General features: G+C 41.9%; 16 protein-coding genes. 9 read left to right on the top strand and 7 right to left on the bottom strand.

From position 1 onward, the window contains the following. Positions 1-123 precede the first annotated feature (123 nt). Positions 124-879 (top strand): ABC transporter ATP-binding protein, encoded by a 756-nt coding sequence (locus C7B70_RS08080; protein ID WP_106368553.1) that lies wholly within the window; start codon positions 124-126, stop codon positions 877-879. Between the two features lie 51 nt (positions 880-930). Here C7B70_RS08080 and C7B70_RS08075 read toward each other — a convergent pair whose 3' ends face one another. Next, the gene (locus C7B70_RS08075; RefSeq protein ID WP_106368552.1) at positions 931-1,461 is read right to left on the bottom strand and encodes an orange carotenoid protein N-terminal domain-containing protein; all 531 of its coding nucleotides are present in this window, start codon (positions 1,459-1,461) and stop codon (positions 931-933) included. A 205-nt stretch (positions 1,462-1,666) separates the two neighbouring features. On the opposite strand from C7B70_RS08075, the gene C7B70_RS08070 reads away from it, so the two are divergent. Beyond that, positions 1,667-2,038 (top strand): hypothetical protein, encoded by a 372-nt coding sequence (locus tag C7B70_RS08070; protein WP_106368551.1) that lies wholly within the window; start codon positions 1,667-1,669, stop codon positions 2,036-2,038. A gap of 59 nt (positions 2,039-2,097) precedes the next feature. On the opposite strand, the gene C7B70_RS08065 is transcribed toward C7B70_RS08070, so the two are convergent. Continuing rightward, positions 2,098-2,733 (bottom strand): HAD-IA family hydrolase, encoded by a 636-nt coding sequence (locus C7B70_RS08065; protein ID WP_106368550.1) that lies wholly within the window; start codon positions 2,731-2,733, stop codon positions 2,098-2,100. A 17-nt stretch (positions 2,734-2,750) separates the two neighbouring features. Further along, on the bottom strand, positions 2,751-3,686 hold the full coding sequence (gene queG, locus C7B70_RS08060; RefSeq protein WP_199192133.1) for a tRNA epoxyqueuosine(34) reductase QueG: 936 nt from the start codon (positions 3,684-3,686) through the stop codon (positions 2,751-2,753). A 228-nt stretch (positions 3,687-3,914) separates the two neighbouring features. On the opposite strand from queG, the gene C7B70_RS08055 reads away from it, so the two are divergent. After that, positions 3,915-4,316: a nuclear transport factor 2 family protein gene (locus tag C7B70_RS08055; RefSeq protein ID WP_106368548.1), complete on the top strand. Its 402-nt coding sequence runs from the start codon at positions 3,915-3,917 to the stop codon at positions 4,314-4,316. Between the two features lie 70 nt (positions 4,317-4,386). On the opposite strand, the gene C7B70_RS08050 is transcribed toward C7B70_RS08055, so the two are convergent. Further along, positions 4,387-5,112, bottom strand: coding sequence for a response regulator transcription factor (locus tag C7B70_RS08050; protein WP_106368547.1), 726 nt, complete (start codon positions 5,110-5,112; stop codon positions 4,387-4,389). A gap of 277 nt (positions 5,113-5,389) precedes the next feature. Between C7B70_RS08050 and C7B70_RS08045 the strand changes: the two genes are divergently transcribed. The 6 genes from C7B70_RS08045 to C7B70_RS08020 all read left to right on the top strand — a co-directional run bounded on the left by C7B70_RS08045 (position 5,390) and on the right by C7B70_RS08020 (position 16,616). Beyond that, complete coding sequence (locus C7B70_RS08045) at positions 5,390-7,252, top strand: PAS domain S-box protein (protein WP_106368546.1); 1,863 nt, start codon at positions 5,390-5,392, stop codon at positions 7,250-7,252. A gap of 139 nt (positions 7,253-7,391) precedes the next feature. Continuing rightward, a complete protein-coding gene (locus C7B70_RS08040) occupies positions 7,392-7,820 on the top strand; it encodes a response regulator (protein ID WP_106368545.1) in 429 nt (142 codons plus the stop codon). Between the two features lie 51 nt (positions 7,821-7,871). Next, on the top strand, positions 7,872-11,360 hold the full coding sequence (locus tag C7B70_RS08035) for a PAS domain S-box protein (protein WP_106368544.1): 3,489 nt from the start codon (positions 7,872-7,874) through the stop codon (positions 11,358-11,360). A gap of 69 nt (positions 11,361-11,429) precedes the next feature. Next, positions 11,430-13,058, top strand: a complete 1,629-nt coding sequence (locus tag C7B70_RS08030; RefSeq protein ID WP_106368543.1) for a chemotaxis protein CheB — start codon at positions 11,430-11,432, stop codon at positions 13,056-13,058. A gap of 164 nt (positions 13,059-13,222) precedes the next feature. After that, the gene (locus tag C7B70_RS08025; protein ID WP_106368542.1) at positions 13,223-15,079 is read left to right on the top strand and encodes a CheR family methyltransferase; all 1,857 of its coding nucleotides are present in this window, start codon (positions 13,223-13,225) and stop codon (positions 15,077-15,079) included. A gap of 199 nt (positions 15,080-15,278) precedes the next feature. Beyond that, the gene (locus C7B70_RS08020; RefSeq protein ID WP_199192126.1) at positions 15,279-16,616 is read left to right on the top strand and encodes an ATP-binding protein; all 1,338 of its coding nucleotides are present in this window, start codon (positions 15,279-15,281) and stop codon (positions 16,614-16,616) included. On the opposite strand, the gene C7B70_RS08015 is transcribed toward C7B70_RS08020, so the two are convergent. The 3 genes from C7B70_RS08015 to C7B70_RS08005 all read right to left on the bottom strand — a co-directional run bounded on the left by C7B70_RS08015 (position 16,606) and on the right by C7B70_RS08005 (position 18,853). Beyond that, positions 16,606-17,352 (bottom strand): ABC transporter permease, encoded by a 747-nt coding sequence (locus tag C7B70_RS08015; protein WP_106368540.1) that lies wholly within the window; start codon positions 17,350-17,352, stop codon positions 16,606-16,608. The two genes, C7B70_RS08020 and C7B70_RS08015, sit on opposite strands and share 11 nt — an antisense overlap. Before the next feature lie 301 nt (positions 17,353-17,653). Continuing rightward, positions 17,654-17,803: a M48 family metallopeptidase gene (locus C7B70_RS26905; protein WP_146134018.1), complete on the bottom strand. Its 150-nt coding sequence runs from the start codon at positions 17,801-17,803 to the stop codon at positions 17,654-17,656. Positions 17,804-17,920: 117 nt separating this feature from the next. Further along, on the bottom strand, positions 17,921-18,853 hold the full coding sequence (locus tag C7B70_RS08005) for an ABC transporter ATP-binding protein (protein WP_106368538.1): 933 nt from the start codon (positions 18,851-18,853) through the stop codon (positions 17,921-17,923). Positions 18,854-19,009 lie beyond the last annotated feature (156 nt).

Genomic DNA, 19,009 nt, shown 5'->3' with positions numbered 1-19,009 from the left:
TGCCTCCCCCAAACCCCCTGCAAAATGTCTCTCAATAAATCCGCAAGTCTTCTGCTTTCAACGGTTTTTAGGTGATGATTTATATTTAGCCAATATGTATAGTAAATAATTCTATTTAAACTAATGTTAGAAAACAAATTTATAGCTCAAATTGTTCCAAATATTCCTACTTCGGCAATTATTCGTCTCGAAAATATTTCTAAGGTCTACGGTGCTGGCGAAACTGAGGTACGCGCCCTAGCTGATGTAAATCTAACTGTCGAATCTGGGGAGTATTGCGCCATTATGGGCGCTTCGGGTTCTGGTAAGTCTACTGCTATGAATGTGATTGGCTGTCTCGATCGCCCGACACGCGGACACTACTATCTCGATAATGTTGATGTCGCTGCTTTGGATGACGGCGATTTGGCTAGTATTCGCAATCTCAAAATTGGCTTTGTCTTTCAACAATTTCACCTCTTAGCTCAACTTAGCGCCCTAGAAAATGTCATGCTGCCTATGGTTTATGCAGGCATTAATGCTAAAGAAAGACGCGATCGCGCAACTATTGCTCTCCAACGTGTCGGGCTAGAAAATCGGCTCAATAATCGCCCCAATCAATTGTCTGGCGGTCAACAACAACGGGTTGCTATTGCCAGGGCGATCGTTAATCGTCCTGTCTTACTCCTAGCAGATGAACCTACAGGCGCTCTCGATTCTCGCACTACTACTGAAGTTATGGACATCTTTAGTGAACTTAATGCTACAGGAATTACAATCGTTATGGTTACTCACGAATCTGATGTTGCCCGGCAAACACGCCGCGTAGTCTGGTTTCGTGATGGGCAAGTTGTCCACTCCCACCTCACTCCAGCAGAAATTGGACAAGTAGCAGGGTAGGTAATGGCTAATTCATTAATATTACCCATTACCCATTACCCATTACCATTTTTAAAAACTTGAAGTCTTCCCTGTCTGCGCCTGAGTTTCAATTGGCTGCACGTCGCTACAACCCATGTCTCCGGCAATTGTTCGCAATACGGAAATTTGATCGTCAAAGCTCAATGCTTCGACCTGCGACAATACACCATTTAGAGCTTGCGTTCTTTCATAATTTTGCGGCATTCCTACCACTGTATCCCCCATCCCTTGCGCCCAAGCATACCAAACCATTAATTGATTATTCTCTTTCAACGCTCCATAGGCACGAGAATAATCTGTGTCTTCGCAATTCACAATCTGCCGCATAATTGCCAACTGATCGTCTTTTGAATAGTTGTAATAATCACCCAACAATCTTGGCGCTAATTCTGGCTCTGTTGCTGCTGGAGCGGCTGGAGTAATTGACTCTCCCATCTTTTCGTAAATAAAATAAAATACAGCTAACTTAGCATCGGTATCCAAGTTTTCAAAAGCTTTTACTGCATCTTGGGTTTCGCTAGTAAGTGCTTGAGGCTGATTTGCTGCATGACTTGAAGCCATAATTTATCTCAACTTTAAATTAAATTACCTGTTGCTTAGACTTAACAGAAATTAATTCTTTAATTCGCCCTCCAATAGAGAGATTTTTATTATTTGCTCATTGATTTTATCCTCATCGAAAAATCTATCTTAGTGGGGTTATGGAAATAGGCGCGTACTTTATAAGATAATTTCACTAATAAAAATTATTCTCGGATTTATTGCTATGACTGACGAAATTAAACCCGATGCTACCCAAGCTACAACTCAAGATGCTCAATTAACTGCTGAAAGTATGACCGAAGGCAAAGAAAAAATGCCCTCTGTTGATATTGATGCAGACTACGCCGCCGCCCAGCAATTTAGCGTTAGCGATATTGATCACACTCCCGAAGGTGCTGAAGCTGCGGATAAAGCTACTGCTCATCAGTTTGCTACTACAACTCCATCGGAAACAAAATCAGAAACCCCGTCTACAGGCGATCCTAGCGATTATATGGCTATGGCAAAAGATGTTGGCGCTCCGAATGACGCAGTGGGCAATGTAGATGACGATCTCATGAAGAAAGCTCTAGAAAAAGGTCAGCCTGATAAGTAAGAATCCCTAATTGCGCTTGAAAACGTAAAAAATCAGCGCAATTATTACTTTATACTAAGCTATTGCTTTTTAACAATATCTATTAATTCGCTTGGTTGCTCTATCAAATAATCTGGGTTCTGCCTCATTAATACTTCTTTAGTGTTAAATCCCCAACTTACTGCGATCGCAATCACTTTACTTTTTTTCGCCGACTCTATATCTCTAGTCTCATCCCCTACATAGATAACATCTTTAACATCAATATTCTCTTGCCGGATAAATCTGTTAATTACTTTGTCTTTTCCAAAAATAGTTGAGCCAGAATAAATATAATAAAATTTATCTATTAAAGCATTGTGTTCTAAAAATGATACAATATTGGGCTTTGAATTAGAACTAATAATTACTAGCTTGTTACCTAACTGATGTAGTTCAATTAAAGCTTCTTTCATCCCTGGAAATAAGCTCAATGTTTTAATTTCAAAACTCAATTCTGCTTTAACTTTTTTAACTAGAAAAGGCACTTTAAAAATAGAAATGCCAGACTGTTTAATAATTTCTCTAGAAGTTAAGTTTTGGATTTGAGCAAGTTCAGCAATGCTAGTTTGTTTGTAGCCAAATTGCACAGCCAAACGATTGCTAATATTAACAAGCGCATCTAAAGAATCGGCAATAGTACCATCAAAATCAAAAATAATTACTTTTGGATTCATGGTTGATGAAAAAGGTGTTAATCGTTCTTTGGAGTCGCTGATGATAAATTTGCCCTTGCATTACGTCGTAACATCTCTGGTTTAATTCGTCGCAGCGCTGAAGCTGTAAACCGTCTATCCCACTCCTCATCAGAAATCTCTGCTAAATCGGTCAACTTAGGTGCAACATTTTCCGCGTAAGGTTGAAACTCGACTATATCAGTTTCTTTAGCAAAACGCTGATTCCAAGGACAAACATCTTGACAGATATCGCAGCCACTTACCCAACCTTGGAGGTGAGCAGAAATCGCCTCCGGTAACTTTTCCTCCCGGTTCTCAATTGTATGATAAGCAATGCAGCGATTGGCATCGACAACAAAAGGCGCGGCGATCGCACCTGTTGGACAAGCATCAATACAACGAGTACAACTACCACAGTGTTCAGTATGGGCGATATCGGGCGTTAAGTCTAGGTTTGTAAGAATTTCACCCAAAAATAGCCACGAGCCATATTCTCTTGCTATAACATTGCCATTTTTGGCAATCCAGCCAATTCCAGCTTTCTGCGCCCAAACTTTATCTTGAATTGGTGCAGTATCCGAGACGTAACGCGATCGCACATCGGGATAAGTTTGCAGCCAGTTATTTAAAGCTTTCAGCTTCTTAGCCATCACCTTATGATAATCTCGTCCCCAACCATAGCGGGAAATTTTGGCATATTGGGGGCTATTTGGGCGTTGGTGCGGGGTGTAATAATTTAACGCCACACAAATAATACTTTGCACTTCAGGCATAAGTGCGCGAATATCTTGGCGTTTGGGGTCATTCATCCATGCCATATCTGCTTGATAACCTCTGTTTAGCCACTCTTGCAAGTGCTGCACTTCTACATCAGTATTATCTACCTTGGCAATTCCTACTTTATGAAATCCAATTTCTAAAGCTTTATCTTTGATTTGCGTACTCGTGAGGATAGGGGATGCTGTCATTGCATTGTGGGGTTGATTGTGTCAATGTCAGTGTGTTAGCTAGGAAGTAAAGGCGCGATCGCACTGGCTCAGTTAGTAATTGCCGTATCATTGCAGTAGGTACGATCGCCTTTCCACTTAATAGATCCCCTCAATCTCTCTTTAGGAACTAGGTTTTACCCTGACTTTATAGATAATCTAGAATTTATCTATTTTTTTCCTAGAGAAGATTCTATGCAAACCGATGTATCTACTCAAACTATTGCAGGCATCAACAACCCGACAATCTCACACTACTTTGAACTATTAAATGCCGGGGATTTTAGCTCAGTAGCGGCTTTATTTGCCCCCGATGGCGTGATGTACGCACCTTTTGAGTCGGGTATCGTGGGCAAGGATGCGATCGCATCTTACCTCCAGCAAGAGGCGCTAGGACTCAAAGCTGAACCCCATCAAGGAATTATCGAAAGCCAAGAAAATGATTTAGTCCAACTTCGCGTCAACGGCAAAGTTCAAATGCCTTTATTTGGCGTAAATGTATCTTGGCTATTTATCCTCAATTCTCAGCAACAAATTGTTTCCATAACTGTAAAACTTCTCGCTTCTCCCCAAGAATTACTCAATCTCCGCCGTTAAATATTTCCCCTCTTTTTTTATACATATTTCCCCCCCTTTTCTAAGGGGGGCTAGGGAGGATCTTCCTACATTAACCTACTAAACCAGAACGCAAAGCCCTTACCGCCGCCTGGGTGCGGTCATCAGCGCACAACTTATTGAGAATATTCCTAACGTGAGTTTTCACTGTGCCTACAGTAATATAAAGCTTCTCGGCAATTATGGCATTGCTACAACCTTCAACAATTAGCTGCAAAACTTCTAATTCCCTTTCTGTTAGCGGGTAAGCCGCAATCATTTGATCGTACTCCGCATCGGCGGCATTAATAGAAACAGTTTTGCCGTCAGCTACCACGCTTTCTGTACTTCCTTCGGGGGTTTGCTGGGCTTGTTGTAGAACAATTCGGGCGATCGCTGGATCGATCCACGCATTGCCACTATGAGTGACGCGCAAGGCTTCGAGCAAATTATCAAAACTAATATCCTTCATGCAATAGGAGTCAGCCCCCGCCGCAAAAGCTGCTAGTACCGCCTCTTTGTTGTCGCGCAGGGTCAAAATCAAAACCTTAGTTCTTGATTCGTCATTAGCATCTTGACTAGCTTTTAATTGCCTTGTTAGCTCAATTCCATCTTTATCTGGTAAGCCAATATCAACAATGGCAATATCTGGGCGTTCTGCTTCTAACAGTTTTAGCCCGTCACTAGCATTAGCTGCTTCCCCCACTACTTCAATCTCTTGACGCTGCTGCAATGCAGTTCTAATCCCTACACGGGTGAGATCGTGGTCTTCAATTAATGCAACGCGAATCTTACTCATTATCAACGTCCGCCGTTTACTATGCTTTACTTTAAAACAATCGAATTTACAGAAAGTCGATTGGCGATCTATTCTCTATTTAAGCAATACAATCTATTTGCACTAATCTTATTGGTATTTTAATAATACAGAAAATTATTACTCCTTTAGCTTTTAGGAGTAGATCGCGTCTACTAGAGTATCAAATTTAGAGTATATATAATTATTGCTCTAAAATCGCCTTAACTAAAAATCATAAAAAGTGTTTAAGTTTTGCCCTTTATAATCCATATTTCTGATGAGTAGCGAGCAACTAAATGAATTGGAGTTATTAGGCTGGGGATTTGAGCGGAGTTTGCACCCCGAAGACCGCGATCGCCTGCTGGCAACTAGGCAACAAGCTATCAGCAATAATCAGCACTATCAAATTATCTACCGTCTCCAAGCGCCTGATAGTAGTTATAATTCTTTTTTAGAGCAAGGTACACCTGTAAAAGATAATTGGGTAGTCTGTTGTCAGCCCAACTTTAGTTTGCTCGACCCCTTGCCTCAACATCATTTCACCGCCTTACAGCAAACTCCTCTAGCAGTAATTGAGTGGAATCTAAATTTTGAGGTGGTCAAGTGGGATGCTGCCGCCGAAGCAATTTTTGGCTACTGTAGCCGCGAAGTCATTGGTCGTCATGCCGCAAGTTTGATTATCACCGCAGGTAGTTTAGAGCAAGTTAACCAAATTTGGGGCGAAATTGTCCAACAAAGAGGCGGTACTCGCAGCATTAACGAAAATCTCACCAAAGAAGGGAAAGTAATTGTTTGCGAATGGTACAACCAACCCTTAATTAATAGCAATGGTAATATAGTTGGCGTAACTTCTTTAGTTACAGATGTTACCAGTCGTACTAAGGCGATCGCCGGATTGAGCGTTTTTAATGCCGAATTAGAACGACGAGTACGCAATCGTACAGCCCAAGTAGAGGAATTATCTGTTTTAGAGCAAGCCTCCAGAGAAGAAGCCCTTGCTAGTAAACAGTCTCACTACAACTCCCTAGAAGCCCTGCAACAAAGCGAAGAACGCTATCGATCTTTAGTCATTGCTACTTCGCAAATTGTTTGGACAACCGACGCGCAGGGGCAAGTTGTAGATATGCCCCACTGGAGAACTTATACAGGTCAAAGTCAAGTAGAAGTTAAAGGCTGGGGCTGGTTAGCGGCGGTGCATCCAGACGACCGCGATCGCACCACCAACGCCTGGAATCAAGCTTTGCAAACAAAAAGCCTCTACGATACCGAATACCGGATTCGTGCCACAGATGGCAGCTATCGTTACTTTGCTGTGCGGGGTGTGCCAGTGATAACTAATGATGGCACTATCCGCGAGTGGGTGGGGGTCTGTACTGATATTCAAGAGCGCAAAACTACCGAGGCGGCGCTAAGTTCTCGTGCTAGTGAATTAGCTTATTTAACAGCTACTTTGACTAAAACTAATACCGCCTTAGAAAAGCGCAATCAGGAACTAGATCAGTTTGCTTACGTCACTTCTCACGACCTCAAAGCACCTTTACGGGCGATCGCTAATCTTTCTCAGTGGATTGAGGAAGATATTAGCGATGTCCTTACTGACGAAACTCGTCATCAAATGGACTTGCTACGGGGGCGCGTTCATCGCATGGAAGCTTTGATTAATGGTTTGCTACAATTTTCTCGCAGTGGGCGATCTACAGACAAATCCTCCGTTTCTGTTGCCTCTGTCCTTGCCGAAATCCTTGACTCTCTCGCTCCTCCCGAATCGTTTACTATTGAAGTTGCCCCCAATATGCCAACATTAGTTACCGAGAGATTGCCCTTAGAACAAGTATTTTCTAACTTGATTAGCAACGCAATTAAGCACCATCCCCGTTTTGATGGTAAAGTGCAAATTTCTTGTCAAGACTTAGGTTCGGCTTACGAGTTTGCGATTGCCGATGATGGGAAAGGTATAGCGCCCGAATACCACGAAAAAATCTTTGGCATTTTTCAAACTTTAGAAGCGCGCGATCGCACTGAAAATACTGGTATCGGTTTAGCTATTGTCAAAAAGATTGTCGAAAATCAAGGTGGCAAAATAAAAATAGAGTCTACCGAAGGCAAAGGAGCAAAGTTTAGCTTTAGCTGGAATAAATAACCCAAAAAGAGCAAAAATTGGCAAAACAAACTTAATTTTACTTTAAATATTTTAAAGTACCAAAACATTAACCTGTCTAATGATTGATTGCTTTTATTACTTTATTCACGATAATCAATAACGTAATACTCAAAATATAATGACAGACAAAATGATGAACATCCTGCTTGTCGAAGATGACGAAGTGGATGTAATGAACGTGCAAAGAGCATTTAAAAAAAACAACATTACAAATCCACTTTTTTTTGCTTCTAATGGACTAGAAGCTTTATCTATACTAAGAGGTAGCAACGCCGAAAAATTTATACCCCAAGAAAGAAGAATAATTTTACTAGATTTGAATATGCCAAAAATGAATGGCATAGAGTTTTTACGCGTCTTGCGTGCCGACGATCAATTGCAATCAATTCCGGTAATTGTTCTAACTACATCAAACGAAGATAAAGATAAAGTAGAAGCTTATAAGCTCAATGTAGCTGGATATATTTTAAAACCAGTAACTTTTTCAAGCTTCGTCGAAACTGTAGCAACTATGAATAAATATTGGAGTTTGGTAGAAATACCATAAAGCCAAATAATAACTTCTATAAAAAAAGCTATTAGCTAATAGCTAAAAAGCATGGACGAGATTGTCAAAATACTGGTAGTAGACGACGACGAAGTAGATCGCATGGCGGTAAAGCGATGTCTCTCTGCTGCGGGGGTAGAAATGGAATGGCAAGAAGTAACCGAATGCAGCAGCGCGATCGCCATTCTCAAAGCGCAAACCTTTGATTGTATTTTTCTTGATTATCTACTGCCTGATGGCAACGGTTTAGAATTAGTCCAGCAACTCCGCGCCTTGGGTATTACTACTCCGATAGTTGTACTCACTGGGCAAGGTGACGAAAGAATCGCCGTAGAAGTTATGAAAGCTGGAGCTTTTGATTACTTACCCAAGTCAAGAATTACCCCCGAAAACTTATATCAAATCCTCCGTCAAGCTATACGTTTGTACCGTGCGGAGCAAGCCGCGACTGTTGCTAATGAACGACTAAGAGAAAGTGAAGAACGCTATCGTTTAGTATTAGAAGGGGCAAACGATGGGATTTGGGATTGGTATTGTTCTACAAACGAAGTGTATTGCAACGATCGCCTGTTAGAAATTATTGGCGAGGAACGAAATCAATTTAACCTTACTCCCCCTAATTTAATGGCACGAATGCACCCCGATGATGGGTCAAAAATTCGTCAAGCCATTACCAATCACTTGCAAAACGGAGCAAAATGCGAAGCTGAGTTTCGGATTTTACATTCGTCGGGATCATATCGTTACTGCGTCGCTAGAGGAAAAGCCCAACGCGATCGCGCTGGTTGTCCGTTGCGAATGTCAGGAATTATTAGCGACATCACCGAATCGAAGCAACTACAATTAGCCTTAGAAGCTAGTGAAGTGCGCTTTAGACGTTTAGCCGACGCAAATATCATTGGCATTATTGTCACCGCCCAAGGCAGAGTAATTGAAGCTAATGCAGCTTTTTTAAGTATGGTGGGCTACAGCGCTGAAGACTTGCGCTTGGGTCGATTGCAGGGGTCAGTAATTACCCCCAACGAGTACGAAAAAGCCGACAAAAAAGCCGCTACTGAGCTAAAAGCACAAGGTGTATTTGGGCCTTACGAAAAAGAATACATCCGCGCTGATGGCAGCCGCGTACCAGTATTGATTGGCGGGGCGCTAGTCCAAGGCGTTGAACAAACAGCAATTTGCTTTGTAATCGATTTAAGCGATCGCAAACGCTCCGATGCCAAAATTGGTAAACTCAATCGAGACTTAGTGCGCCGAGTAAGTGAAATGCAGACGCTACTTGACGTAATTCCGATTGGGATTGCGATCGCTCTTGATCCCCAATGTCAGCATATTAAAGTCAATCAAGCTTTAGCAAAACTACTCAATTTACCAATAAACGCAAATGTTTCGTTAAGCGCTCCCCTCGCCCTTCGCCCAAGCTACAAAGTTTACAGCCAAGGTAGAGAGCTAGAAGCAGCCGAATTACCCATGCAACAAGCTACCGCCAAGGGCATTAGTATAATTGATAGCGAAATGGACATCATCCTTGCTGAAGGCAAAGAAAAAATTAAGTTAGTCGCTAATTCTGTACCTTTGTTTGACGAACAAGGCAAAGCTAGAGGTAGCGTAGGGGTTTTTTGGGATATCACCGAACGCAAGCGCATTGAAGAACAAGAGCGATTTTTAGCCGAAGCCAGCGCCTTATTAGCCACTTCTTTAGATTACAAAACTACTCTTACCAACTTGGCAATGGCGATCGTTTCCGGTCAAGCCGATTGGTGTACTATAGATGTCCTTGACCAAAATTCGACCCTGCGCCCGGTGGCTTCAACCCATAGAGACGGCGCAAAAATGCCCCAGTTAGCGCAATTGCGGAGTTATCCAGTCAACTTGAGAGCGAAAGTTGGTGTATCTCAGGTAATTAAGAACGGTCAAGCACAACTATACTCAGAAATTAGCCCAGAAATTAAAAAGGCAATGGCCGATACTGAGCAACGGCAAATTATGGAGAGTTTGGGCTTCAATTCGCTGTTGTGCGTACCCTTGAAAGTACGCGGACGGACGGTGGGGGCGATTAGCTTAGTACGCGGAATCGGACAAAGGCTCTATGATTCAAACGATTTAATCTGGGCGGAAGACTTAGCCCGTCGTGCCGCCTTAGCCGTCGATAACGCCCGTCTTTATCAGCAAGCTACTGATATTGGGGAAAATTTGCGCCGAGCAATTATTATTTTAGGCGAACAACAGCAACAATTAAGAGTATTGCAGCGCATCACAAACCTATTAAACCAGCGTTTGACCAACTTGCCGGGATTATTGCAAGTAATGGTGGCAGCCGTTTGTGATGGCATTGGTGAGGCAGAGTTTGCAATAATTTCTCTCCACGATCCTCAAAGCCAGCAGTTAGAACTCACGGCTACGGCGGGTATTGAAAGAGCAAACTTACATTTATTATCTACTCAAGCTAATTTACTCCATCGCGTGTTTTCTACCGGAACCGCCCAATTAGTCCAAAAAAGTAAAGTATCCCCAGCCCAGTCACTGCAAGAACCTGCGTCTATTTATGCTGTAGCTATTGAGTCGGCTGCATCCGGGAGACTGGGAGTAATGTTGATTGGCAATTGGCGCAATACTGAGGCTTTTGATGTGGAAGATCGCAACCTTTTAGAGGCTGTGGGGGAACAAGCCGCGATCGCCATTAACAACGCGCGGTTAATTAATGCCCTCGAAGAACGAGAAGAACGTTTAGGTTTGCAAAACGAAATCTTAGCCCAACAAAACCACGAACTAGAAGCAACTCACAATCAAATTGCCCAGCAAAACTTGCAGCTAATTGAGGCGGCGCGACTAAAATCGCAGTTTTTAGCTACCATGTCTCACGAACTGCGTACCCCCATGAATTCAGTGATCGGCTTTGCCCAAGTGTTGTTGCGACAGCGTACAGCTACCCTTTCTTCAGCGCAAGCCGACATGGTAGAGCGGATTTTGAATAATGGCAAAAATCTTTTAGCCCTAATTAACGACATCCTGGATTTATCTAAAATCGAAGCTGGACGTTTGGAATTAAAGCAAGAGGAATTTGACTTAAATAAATTAATTGCCACTACTATCGCCGAACTTCGCCCCCTTGCCGAGCAAAAGCAGCTACCTATTGTGTTTCACCGCCAGCTTAGTAGCCCGATAGTAATTAATGACAGTGCGCGAGTGCGGCAAATTTTAGTTAATTTGCTTTCCAACGCCATCAAATTTACCGATTTAGGCAACGTCGAAATTAGCCTCAGCGAAACGGCGACAAACGAAATATTAATCGGTGTCCAAGATACAGGCGTGGGAATTGCTGAGTCGGACTTAGAACATATTTTTGAAGAATTTAGACAAGTCGATCAAACTACTACCAGACAATACGGAGGTACAGGATTGGGACTTGCGATTATTAAATCCTTAGTCGATATGATGCAAGGTTCAATTACTGTAGAAAGTACCCTAGGGCAAGGCTCAACTTTTTACGTTTGTTTGCCTCGTCAGATAGAAATGCAACCGCCAATAACTGTTCTAAAATAGTACAAGTTAAAACTCTAGATTAGGTTAGTCTTAATTTAATTAAGGCAAATTAAAGGAAAAATTAAGAAAATGTCTGGACATGACATTATTGTTGTTGGCGCTTCTGCCGGGGGAGTAGAAACGCTCTGTCAACTGGTAAGTAGCTTACCTCAAGACTTAGCCGCCGCCGTGTTTATTGTGCTGCATATTCCCGTTCATGGCAAAAGTATGTTGCCCACAATTTTGAACCGGGCGATCGCCAAACAGCACGGAGAATTGTCATCGCTGCAAGCACGTCATCCCACCGACGGCGAAGTAATCAGCCCAGGAAGAATCTATGTAGCCCCTTCTGACAAACACTTATTAATTAAAGATCGTTGTATTCATCTAGCAAGAAGTGCGCGGGAAAACAGCCATCGCCCCGCCATTGATCCATTATTTCGTACCGCCGCCCGTAGTTATGGTCAAAGAGTTGTAGGTGTAATATTATCGGGCTTGCTAGATGACGGTACGGCAGGATTAGCAGTAATTAAGCAACGTGGTGGAGTAGCGATTGCTCAAGATCCAGAAGAAGCATTATATTCAGGAATGCCCACCAGTGCGATTGAAAATGTTGATGTAGATTACATTCTTAAAGTAGGTGATATTGCTAAAACTTTAACCTACTTAGCTGACCAACCTGTTGTAGAGTCAAAAGCGCCCATACCTCAGCTATTGGAAATGGAAGCAAATATTGCCCACTTTGACTTAGACACTATGCAAAACCCCAATCGTCCTGGCAAACCATCGGGCTTTGCTTGTCCTGAATGTAGCGGTACATTATGGGAATTGCAAGAAGGCAAGCTGGTTCGTTTTCGCTGTCGTACAGGTCATGCTTACTCAATTAATAGCTTACTTGCTGAACAAAACGACGCTTTAGAAGTAGCTTTATGGAGCGCCTTGAGGGCGTTAGAAGAAAAAGCCGCCCTCACCGATCGCATGGCTAAACGCGCCCAGACCAACAGTCAAACTATCTCAGCCCAACGTTTTCAAACCCAAGCCCACGACAGCCAACAAAGTGCGGTGCTTGTCCGCCAGATGCTTTTAAGCTCTGATACTAGCGAAGAATTGGCTGTTGTCAACGATCAATTAGAACAGCAAAATTTAGTAAGCTCAGTTTCTCCCTCAGAATATGCCAACGATACTAATAAGCACGTAATCGCGATCGCTCTGACCGCCGATACCAAGGATCTAAAAGAAGTTTTAGCCCAGATAGAAGGGATTGAAAGTGCGATTATTGTGACACAGCAAGGCGACCAAGATCAGGAGTTAGTAGCTAACCTTAGTAGTGGTACTAGCTTTAATGTCAAACTTGCAGCATCAGGAGATATATTGCGACCGGGGACAGTTTATATTGCCCCTAAAAGCCACCATATATTAGTTAATCCTGACGGTAGTTTGGCATTGTTGCCGTCTAAATTAGTGCATTTTGCAAAGCCATCGGCTGACTTGTTGTTTGAATCTGTCGCCGGAAGCTTTCGAGAAAAAGTCATCGCTTTAATACTTAATCCCACAGGCAAAGATGGCATCATGGGTTTAAGGGCAATTCGGGAAACCGGAGGTTATGCGATCGTGGTACAAGGAGAAGAAACCATACATCAAGAGTATGTTGACAACGCTCAAGTATTGCCCCTGGCAGAAGTTGCTCAAACTTTAGTTAAGTTAACAAAAATTAAGTAAGTAGCAAAAAGGCAAAAATAAAAAATATTTCTCCTTCCCTGCCTGTAAAATAAATGCTTACAAAACTCAGATTGCCCAAAAGTGTAGCCACAAAGATACTTTTGCAGAGTTTCGGGGGGCTACAAACTAAACCCCCAAGTCCTGGTTTTTTTAAACAAGCCCTCATGAACACCCCCGAAATAGACCCCGAATTTGAAGCATTGCTTGAATACATCAAACACAATCGTGGGTTTGACTTCACAGGCTACAAACGTCCCAGTCTAATGCGTCGCGTCCAGGTTCGGATGCAAAATACCGACATTCAAACCTACGGAGAATACACCGATTATTTAGAAGTACATCCCGAAGAATTTTCTTACCTATTCAACACAATTTTAATCAACGTTACTGCATTTTTTCGCGATCGCGCAGTGTGGGAGTATTTAGAAAAAGACGTAGTTCCCAAAATTGTAGCGCGCAAAAATTTATCCACAGACCGCATCCGCGTATGGTGTGCAGGGTGTGCTTCGGGGCAAGAAGCCTACACCCTAGCAATGGTACTCGCCGAAGTTTTGGGGCTTGAGGAGTTCCACCAAAAAGTAAAAATTTATGCTACCAATGTAGACGAAATAGCCCTCCATCAAGCGCGCCAAGCTACCTACAACGCCAAAGAAGTAGAAGGCATACCCCCACCCTTGTTAGAGCGATACTTTAATCACAGCAATGGCTCTTATACTTTTTGTCCAGATTTGCGCCGCTCGGTAATTTTTGGTCGTCATGACTTGCTGCAAGATCCGCCGATTTCGCGCATCGATCTATTATCTTGTCGTAATACATTAATGTATTTTCATGCCGAAACTCAAGCAAAAATTATCTCTCGGTTTCATTTTGCCCTCAATGAAGGCAGTTTTTTAGTATTAGGCAAAGCCGAGCTATTGCTTACTTCTAACATTTCTTTCGTGCCGTTAAACTTGAAACAGCGCATATTTATCAAAGCTGGTCTTGCTCGTAGCCGGGAATATTTTATGGTAAGCAATTATGATAAAGATCAAGACCCCAATTTTATAGCTAATAACAGTCTTTTGCGCGATGCAGTTTTTGATATTGGTAACTACGCTCAAATAGTTGTCGATGTTAATGGTTTATTGATTTTAGCCAACGAGCAAGCACGACTATTATTTAAACTTAGTTCAAAAGATATTAACCGCCCTCTGCAAGACTTGGAAGTTTCTTACCGCCCGGTAGAATTGCGATCGCCTATTGACGAAGTTATTAATACCCATCGTGCTGCTGCTCTTAGTAGCATTGGCTGGGCGATCGCTCATAACAACGTTAACTACTTTGATGTTCAAATTACTCCCCTTTACGACCTGCTCCAAAACTTGCTAGGAGTTAGTGTTGTCTTTGTCGAAGTTAGTCGCTATAAAAAGCTGCAAGAAGAAATTGAAAACGCCAACCAAGAATTGGAGATGGCTTACGAGCAATTGCAGTCTACTAACGAAGAATTAGAAACAACTAATGAAGAATTGCAATCTGCTAATGAAGAATTAGAAACAACTAATGAAGAATTGCAATCTACCAATGAAGAATTAGAGACGATGAACGAAGAATTGCAATCTTCTAACGAAGAATTGCAGACAATCAACGCAGAGTTGCGTTTGCGAAGTGAAGAACTCAATCAAGCTAATGGCTTTTTAGAAGCAATTTTTAATAGCTTGACGGGTGGAGTTGCAGTTTTAAATCGAGAATCAATAATTCAAATTTGGAACGAAAAAAGTGAAGATTTGTGGGGGTTGCGGAGTCAGGAAGTTGTGGGACAGCACTTTATGAATTTAGATATTGGTTTGCCCGTTGAGCAATTGCGCCAGCCAATTCGTGACTGTTTAAGTGGAGATATCAAAACTGTAGAACTAAGCTTGAGTACCGTTAACCGTCGTGGTAAAACATTTCAGGCTAAAGTTACCTGTAGTTCTTTGGTGGGTAAATTGGATAAAATTCGCGGCGTAATTGTTTTGGTTGAAGCAATAAATACACCAGAATAGCAAAATATTAAAGTTATCGCTTCTGACTCCTTCTTAGGTAGTACATAATATATAGGCTCTAAAGTAGATTACAAAATAATTATATAGCTTACTATTTAAATAAATATAGCTATAAAAAATTATATCAAAATTAACGTTTTTCCCTGCAATACCTAACGGTAATACTAAACAATAATTTTAGAAATCAAGTTTAAGGTCTGTGAAAGAAGCAATGGACAACTTAGATGAGTTTGGGCGAAAGCTTAATATAGTACGCGATCGCGCCGCAAAATTGCAAAATCAACATGGTCAATCACCTAGCCAGCCGCAACCAATAACCTCCCAAGCTTTGGCAGAATTAGAAACGGCTTTAGAAGAACTCCGGGTAGCGGAAGAAGAAATGAGGGTGCAAAATGACCAACTAGCGATCGCAAACATTCAAATTAAAGCCGAAAATCGACGTTATCATGACTTATTTGAATTTGCTCCCGATGGCTACTTAGTGACCGATTGTGTAGGACTCATCCGGGAAATTAACTACGCGGCGGCAAAATTACTCAATACCTCTCAAACTTATTTAACTGGCAAACCAATAGCTAACTATATTCAATTAGATCAGCGTCAAGCTTTTCGCGCTCGGTTGAATCAACTGCACCATACCGATAAATTGACAGAATGGGAAGTGAAGATTAGTCCGCGCCTTGCTGCTACAATTGATGCCTCTTTAACCGTATCAATTATCCGCGACAATCAAGGTAGACCTACAAGTCTGCGCTGGCAAATGCGTGACATTACAGCACGTAAAAAAGCCGAAGAAACTCTGCGTGAAGTTCAGTTGCATAATTTACAACTCCAAGAAAATGCGCGTTTAAAATCCCATTTTTTGGCGATTATGTCTCACGAATTGCGTACCCCCATGAATGCAATTGTCGGGTTTTCTCAACTACTACTGCGTCAACAAAACTCACCGCTTGCCGAAAATCAACAAAACATGGTAAAGAGAATTTTTAGTAATGGCAAGCATTTACTAAAGTTAATTGAGGACATTCTGCAAGCTGCCAAAATAGAGGCTAATAGTTTAGAACTTATCCCGCAAAAATTTAATTTAGTTGAACTAATAAATGAAATTAAGGCTGAGTATGATTCCTTAGTAAAGCAAAAAAACTTAGATTTTGATGTACACTTAGACTTAGCTAACCTGATCGCTATCAATGATAGCGATCGCTTACGTCAAGTATTAGTCAACTTGCTATCTAACGCTATTAAATTCACCGATGTTGGCGGCGTAAAAATAAAAGCCTGGGAGTTGCCTTTAGACCAAATAGCGATTTCTATTAGCGATACAGGGATTGGGGTCGCTGAGGAAAATACTAAAGATATTTTTAGAGAATTTCACCAAGTAAACCAAACTATTACCCGTCAGCACGGCGGTACAGGTTTAGGATTAGCAATTAGCGATCGCTTAATAAAGCTAATGGGAGGAAAAATAGAGGTAGAAAGCAAGCTTAATCAAGGTTCAACTTTTACAATTATCCTACCCCGCTCTGTTAATCAGTAATTAAACGCGATCGTTTAAATCTTGCCATAGCCAGCATTAATAAGCCAAAATCTAACCCAAGCAGCACGACACAAGCCCACAAAAAAATTGTTTCGCTACCACTTTTAGCCGATATTGTCAAGTTTTCCTGTAACTGCATTGGCAGCAAACTTAGAGCAAATAACGGTAGCCAAGTAACAGCAATCGAAGCAAAAACCAATTGTTGAGCCGCCTGTTTTACTGTAGCCGCGCGTAAAGAAACAAGTACGCCAATACTTGCAGACAAGGTTGCAGTTAGTAAGCCTAAAATGCCCCCACCAAAGGCAACTTCTACAGGGTAAAGCAATATACCATTGCCATCAACAACATTAACCGTAATTAAAGCCACAAGCAGCATAATCAGCGCCAGCAACCAAGCATAGCTTACCGCCGCGCCTACTTTACCGAGTAATATTGCTTGTTCCGATAAGGGACTAGCCAAAAGAGTTTCTAGAGTATGGCGCTCTCTTTCACCCGCAAAAGCATCGGCAATTATCGCCGTTACAGGGAGCATTGCTAGCCAACCCCACAATACCATTGACATCGGCGAATCTACCCACACGCGCCCGACTTGAGCAGGTAACAAAATGCCGAATATTAATACTGATGGCAGTAAACTTAATAAAATTGACCGTAAATTGCCACGACTAAATAGTAATTCGCGCCATTCCTTCCACATTACCGTCCAAATATCGGCAAAGTCTGCCTTAATGTTCATTACTTATCTAATACTTTCACAGCTAATAAATTATGGTGCTACGAATTAGAACTAGACGGGAGGAATTTATAGAGGGAAACAGTGGTGGATATGTATATGGTGAGATCCAGAGACAAAAAAGCTTCCCTGTATACGTCGAACTAGGTATAGAAGAAGAATACACGCCTTCCTCGCAAGACAATTCTAAAACTGAGTACAGGTTGTTTAGAAATTGTATAGTGTCCGTTGCTGAAACTGATGAGCAGCTTGATAGAGGAGAGTATATATATTCTCTAAGTGATGTGACAGTAGTTATTTACTGCTAATTAGTTGGAATAACTACCGCAGTGCGTCGCTTTTCCATCTTTTTCTGTCGAACTTGAATGCGATCGCGGTTTTTCTCTAAAAACTCCTCTAGTTCGTCTAGTGGAACTTGCAAAGTATCCCCATTTTTAAGTTGAACTGTAAACATATGATTATTCGTTAATACATATTTTACTCATTATATTAACGGAAAACACTTTTAAGTTGAACCGTAAACCTAATAATTTTTACCTGAAAGGCTACCTTGGTATCTATTCTAGAGATTCTAATTATCTGCCCCCATCAAATTTAAAAATACTTCTTCCAAACTGGCGCTATCTTTACGGACTTCTTCTATTTTTACTCCTGCTTGCACTAACAAATTTACTAATGGCGCAGCGCTTATCGGTTTTTCTAAATTTATCGTCAAAACTTCCCCAGCAATATTTACTTCTGTTACCCCTGGTTGGGTTTGTAAAAAGCTTTGCACTTCGTGCGTAAACCCACTACCTACAACTTCAATCCGGGGAACGCTGGCTTTAGCTCGTAACTCCTGGGGATTTCCTACTGCAATTAACTTTCCTTGACGAATTACCGCCAAAAGCTGGCACAATTTTTCGGCTTCTCCTAAGTTGTGAGTAGTTAAAAACACCGTTACTCCTTCTCTTTCTACCATTGTTTGCAATTGTTCCCGTAAAGCCGCCGCCGCCACCGGATCTAGTCCCGCCGTTGGTTCATCCAAAAAAATCAATGGGGGATTGTGTAGCATTGCTCTAGCCACCGCTAAACGCTGTTTCATACCACGACTCCAATTACCTACACTTTCGTTTCGGCGTTCCCACAATCCCAAATTATTTAATAATTCTTTAATGCGCGATCGCCTTTTAGCTGTTGGCAAACGCCAAGCTCTGCCGTAAAATTCTAAATTGTCCGCCGCGCTCAAACGTTCGTATAAGCCGGGATGTTCTAACAATGCCCCCGTGCGACGGCGAATAGAGTTAGCTTGATTTTTTGTATCGTAGCCCAACACTTCGGCGCATCCGCTTGTTGGCTCTAATAACCCCAATAGCAGCCGAATTGTTGTAGTTTTTCCCGAACCATTAGCCCCCAAAAAACCAAAGACAACTCCTCTGGGTACTTGCAAACAAAGATTGTCTACCGCTTGGACTTTACCAAAATTACGGCAGAGATTTTCAGTATTAATCGCGTTTTCGGTCATTGGAAGCTGATTTTAATGGGCATAACCCCTATTTTACGGCGACTCAGCTTTACCTAGGTGACAATACTCAAAGTGTCACTCCCCTCGATCCCCTCCCTAAGCATCCAACATATATTTATCTTGTGTGAGGAGCGAACAGAATCGAAAAAGCTCTTG

It is taken from the genome of Chlorogloea sp. CCALA 695 (assembly GCF_003003885.1).
Classification (GTDB): domain Bacteria; phylum Cyanobacteriota; class Cyanobacteriia; order Cyanobacteriales; family Chroococcidiopsidaceae; genus Aliterella.
The sequence above is the reverse complement of the archived record's forward strand: the minus strand, read 5'-3'. Positions and strand labels throughout refer to the sequence as shown.

Bases quoted from the DNA above. Each gene is read 5' to 3' on its own strand.
- C7B70_RS08075 (WP_106368552.1), bottom strand. From the start codon at position 1,461: ATGGCTTCAAGTCATGCAGCAAATCAGCCTCAAGCACTTACTAGCGAA.
- C7B70_RS08065 (WP_106368550.1), bottom strand. From the start codon at position 2,733: ATGAATCCAAAAGTAATTATTTTTGATTTTGATGGTACTATTGCCGAT.
- C7B70_RS26905 (WP_146134018.1), bottom strand. From the start codon at position 17,803: ATGTTTACAGTTCAACTTAAAAATGGGGATACTTTGCAAGTTCCACTA.
- C7B70_RS08025 (WP_106368542.1), top strand. From the start codon at position 13,223: ATGAACACCCCCGAAATAGACCCCGAATTTGAAGCATTGCTTGAATAC.
- C7B70_RS08070 (WP_106368551.1), top strand. From the start codon at position 1,667: ATGACTGACGAAATTAAACCCGATGCTACCCAAGCTACAACTCAAGAT.
- C7B70_RS08050 (WP_106368547.1), bottom strand. From the start codon at position 5,112: ATGAGTAAGATTCGCGTTGCATTAATTGAAGACCACGATCTCACCCGT.
- C7B70_RS08055 (WP_106368548.1), top strand. From the start codon at position 3,915: ATGCAAACCGATGTATCTACTCAAACTATTGCAGGCATCAACAACCCG.
- C7B70_RS08045 (WP_106368546.1), top strand. From the start codon at position 5,390: ATGAGTAGCGAGCAACTAAATGAATTGGAGTTATTAGGCTGGGGATTT.
- C7B70_RS08005 (WP_106368538.1), bottom strand. From the start codon at position 18,853: ATGACCGAAAACGCGATTAATACTGAAAATCTCTGCCGTAATTTTGGT.
- C7B70_RS08030 (WP_106368543.1), top strand. From the start codon at position 11,430: ATGTCTGGACATGACATTATTGTTGTTGGCGCTTCTGCCGGGGGAGTA.
- C7B70_RS08040 (WP_106368545.1), top strand. From the start codon at position 7,392: ATGACAGACAAAATGATGAACATCCTGCTTGTCGAAGATGACGAAGTG.
- C7B70_RS08015 (WP_106368540.1), bottom strand. From the start codon at position 17,352: ATGAACATTAAGGCAGACTTTGCCGATATTTGGACGGTAATGTGGAAG.
- C7B70_RS08080 (WP_106368553.1), top strand. From the start codon at position 124: ATGTTAGAAAACAAATTTATAGCTCAAATTGTTCCAAATATTCCTACT.
- C7B70_RS08035 (WP_106368544.1), top strand. From the start codon at position 7,872: ATGGACGAGATTGTCAAAATACTGGTAGTAGACGACGACGAAGTAGAT.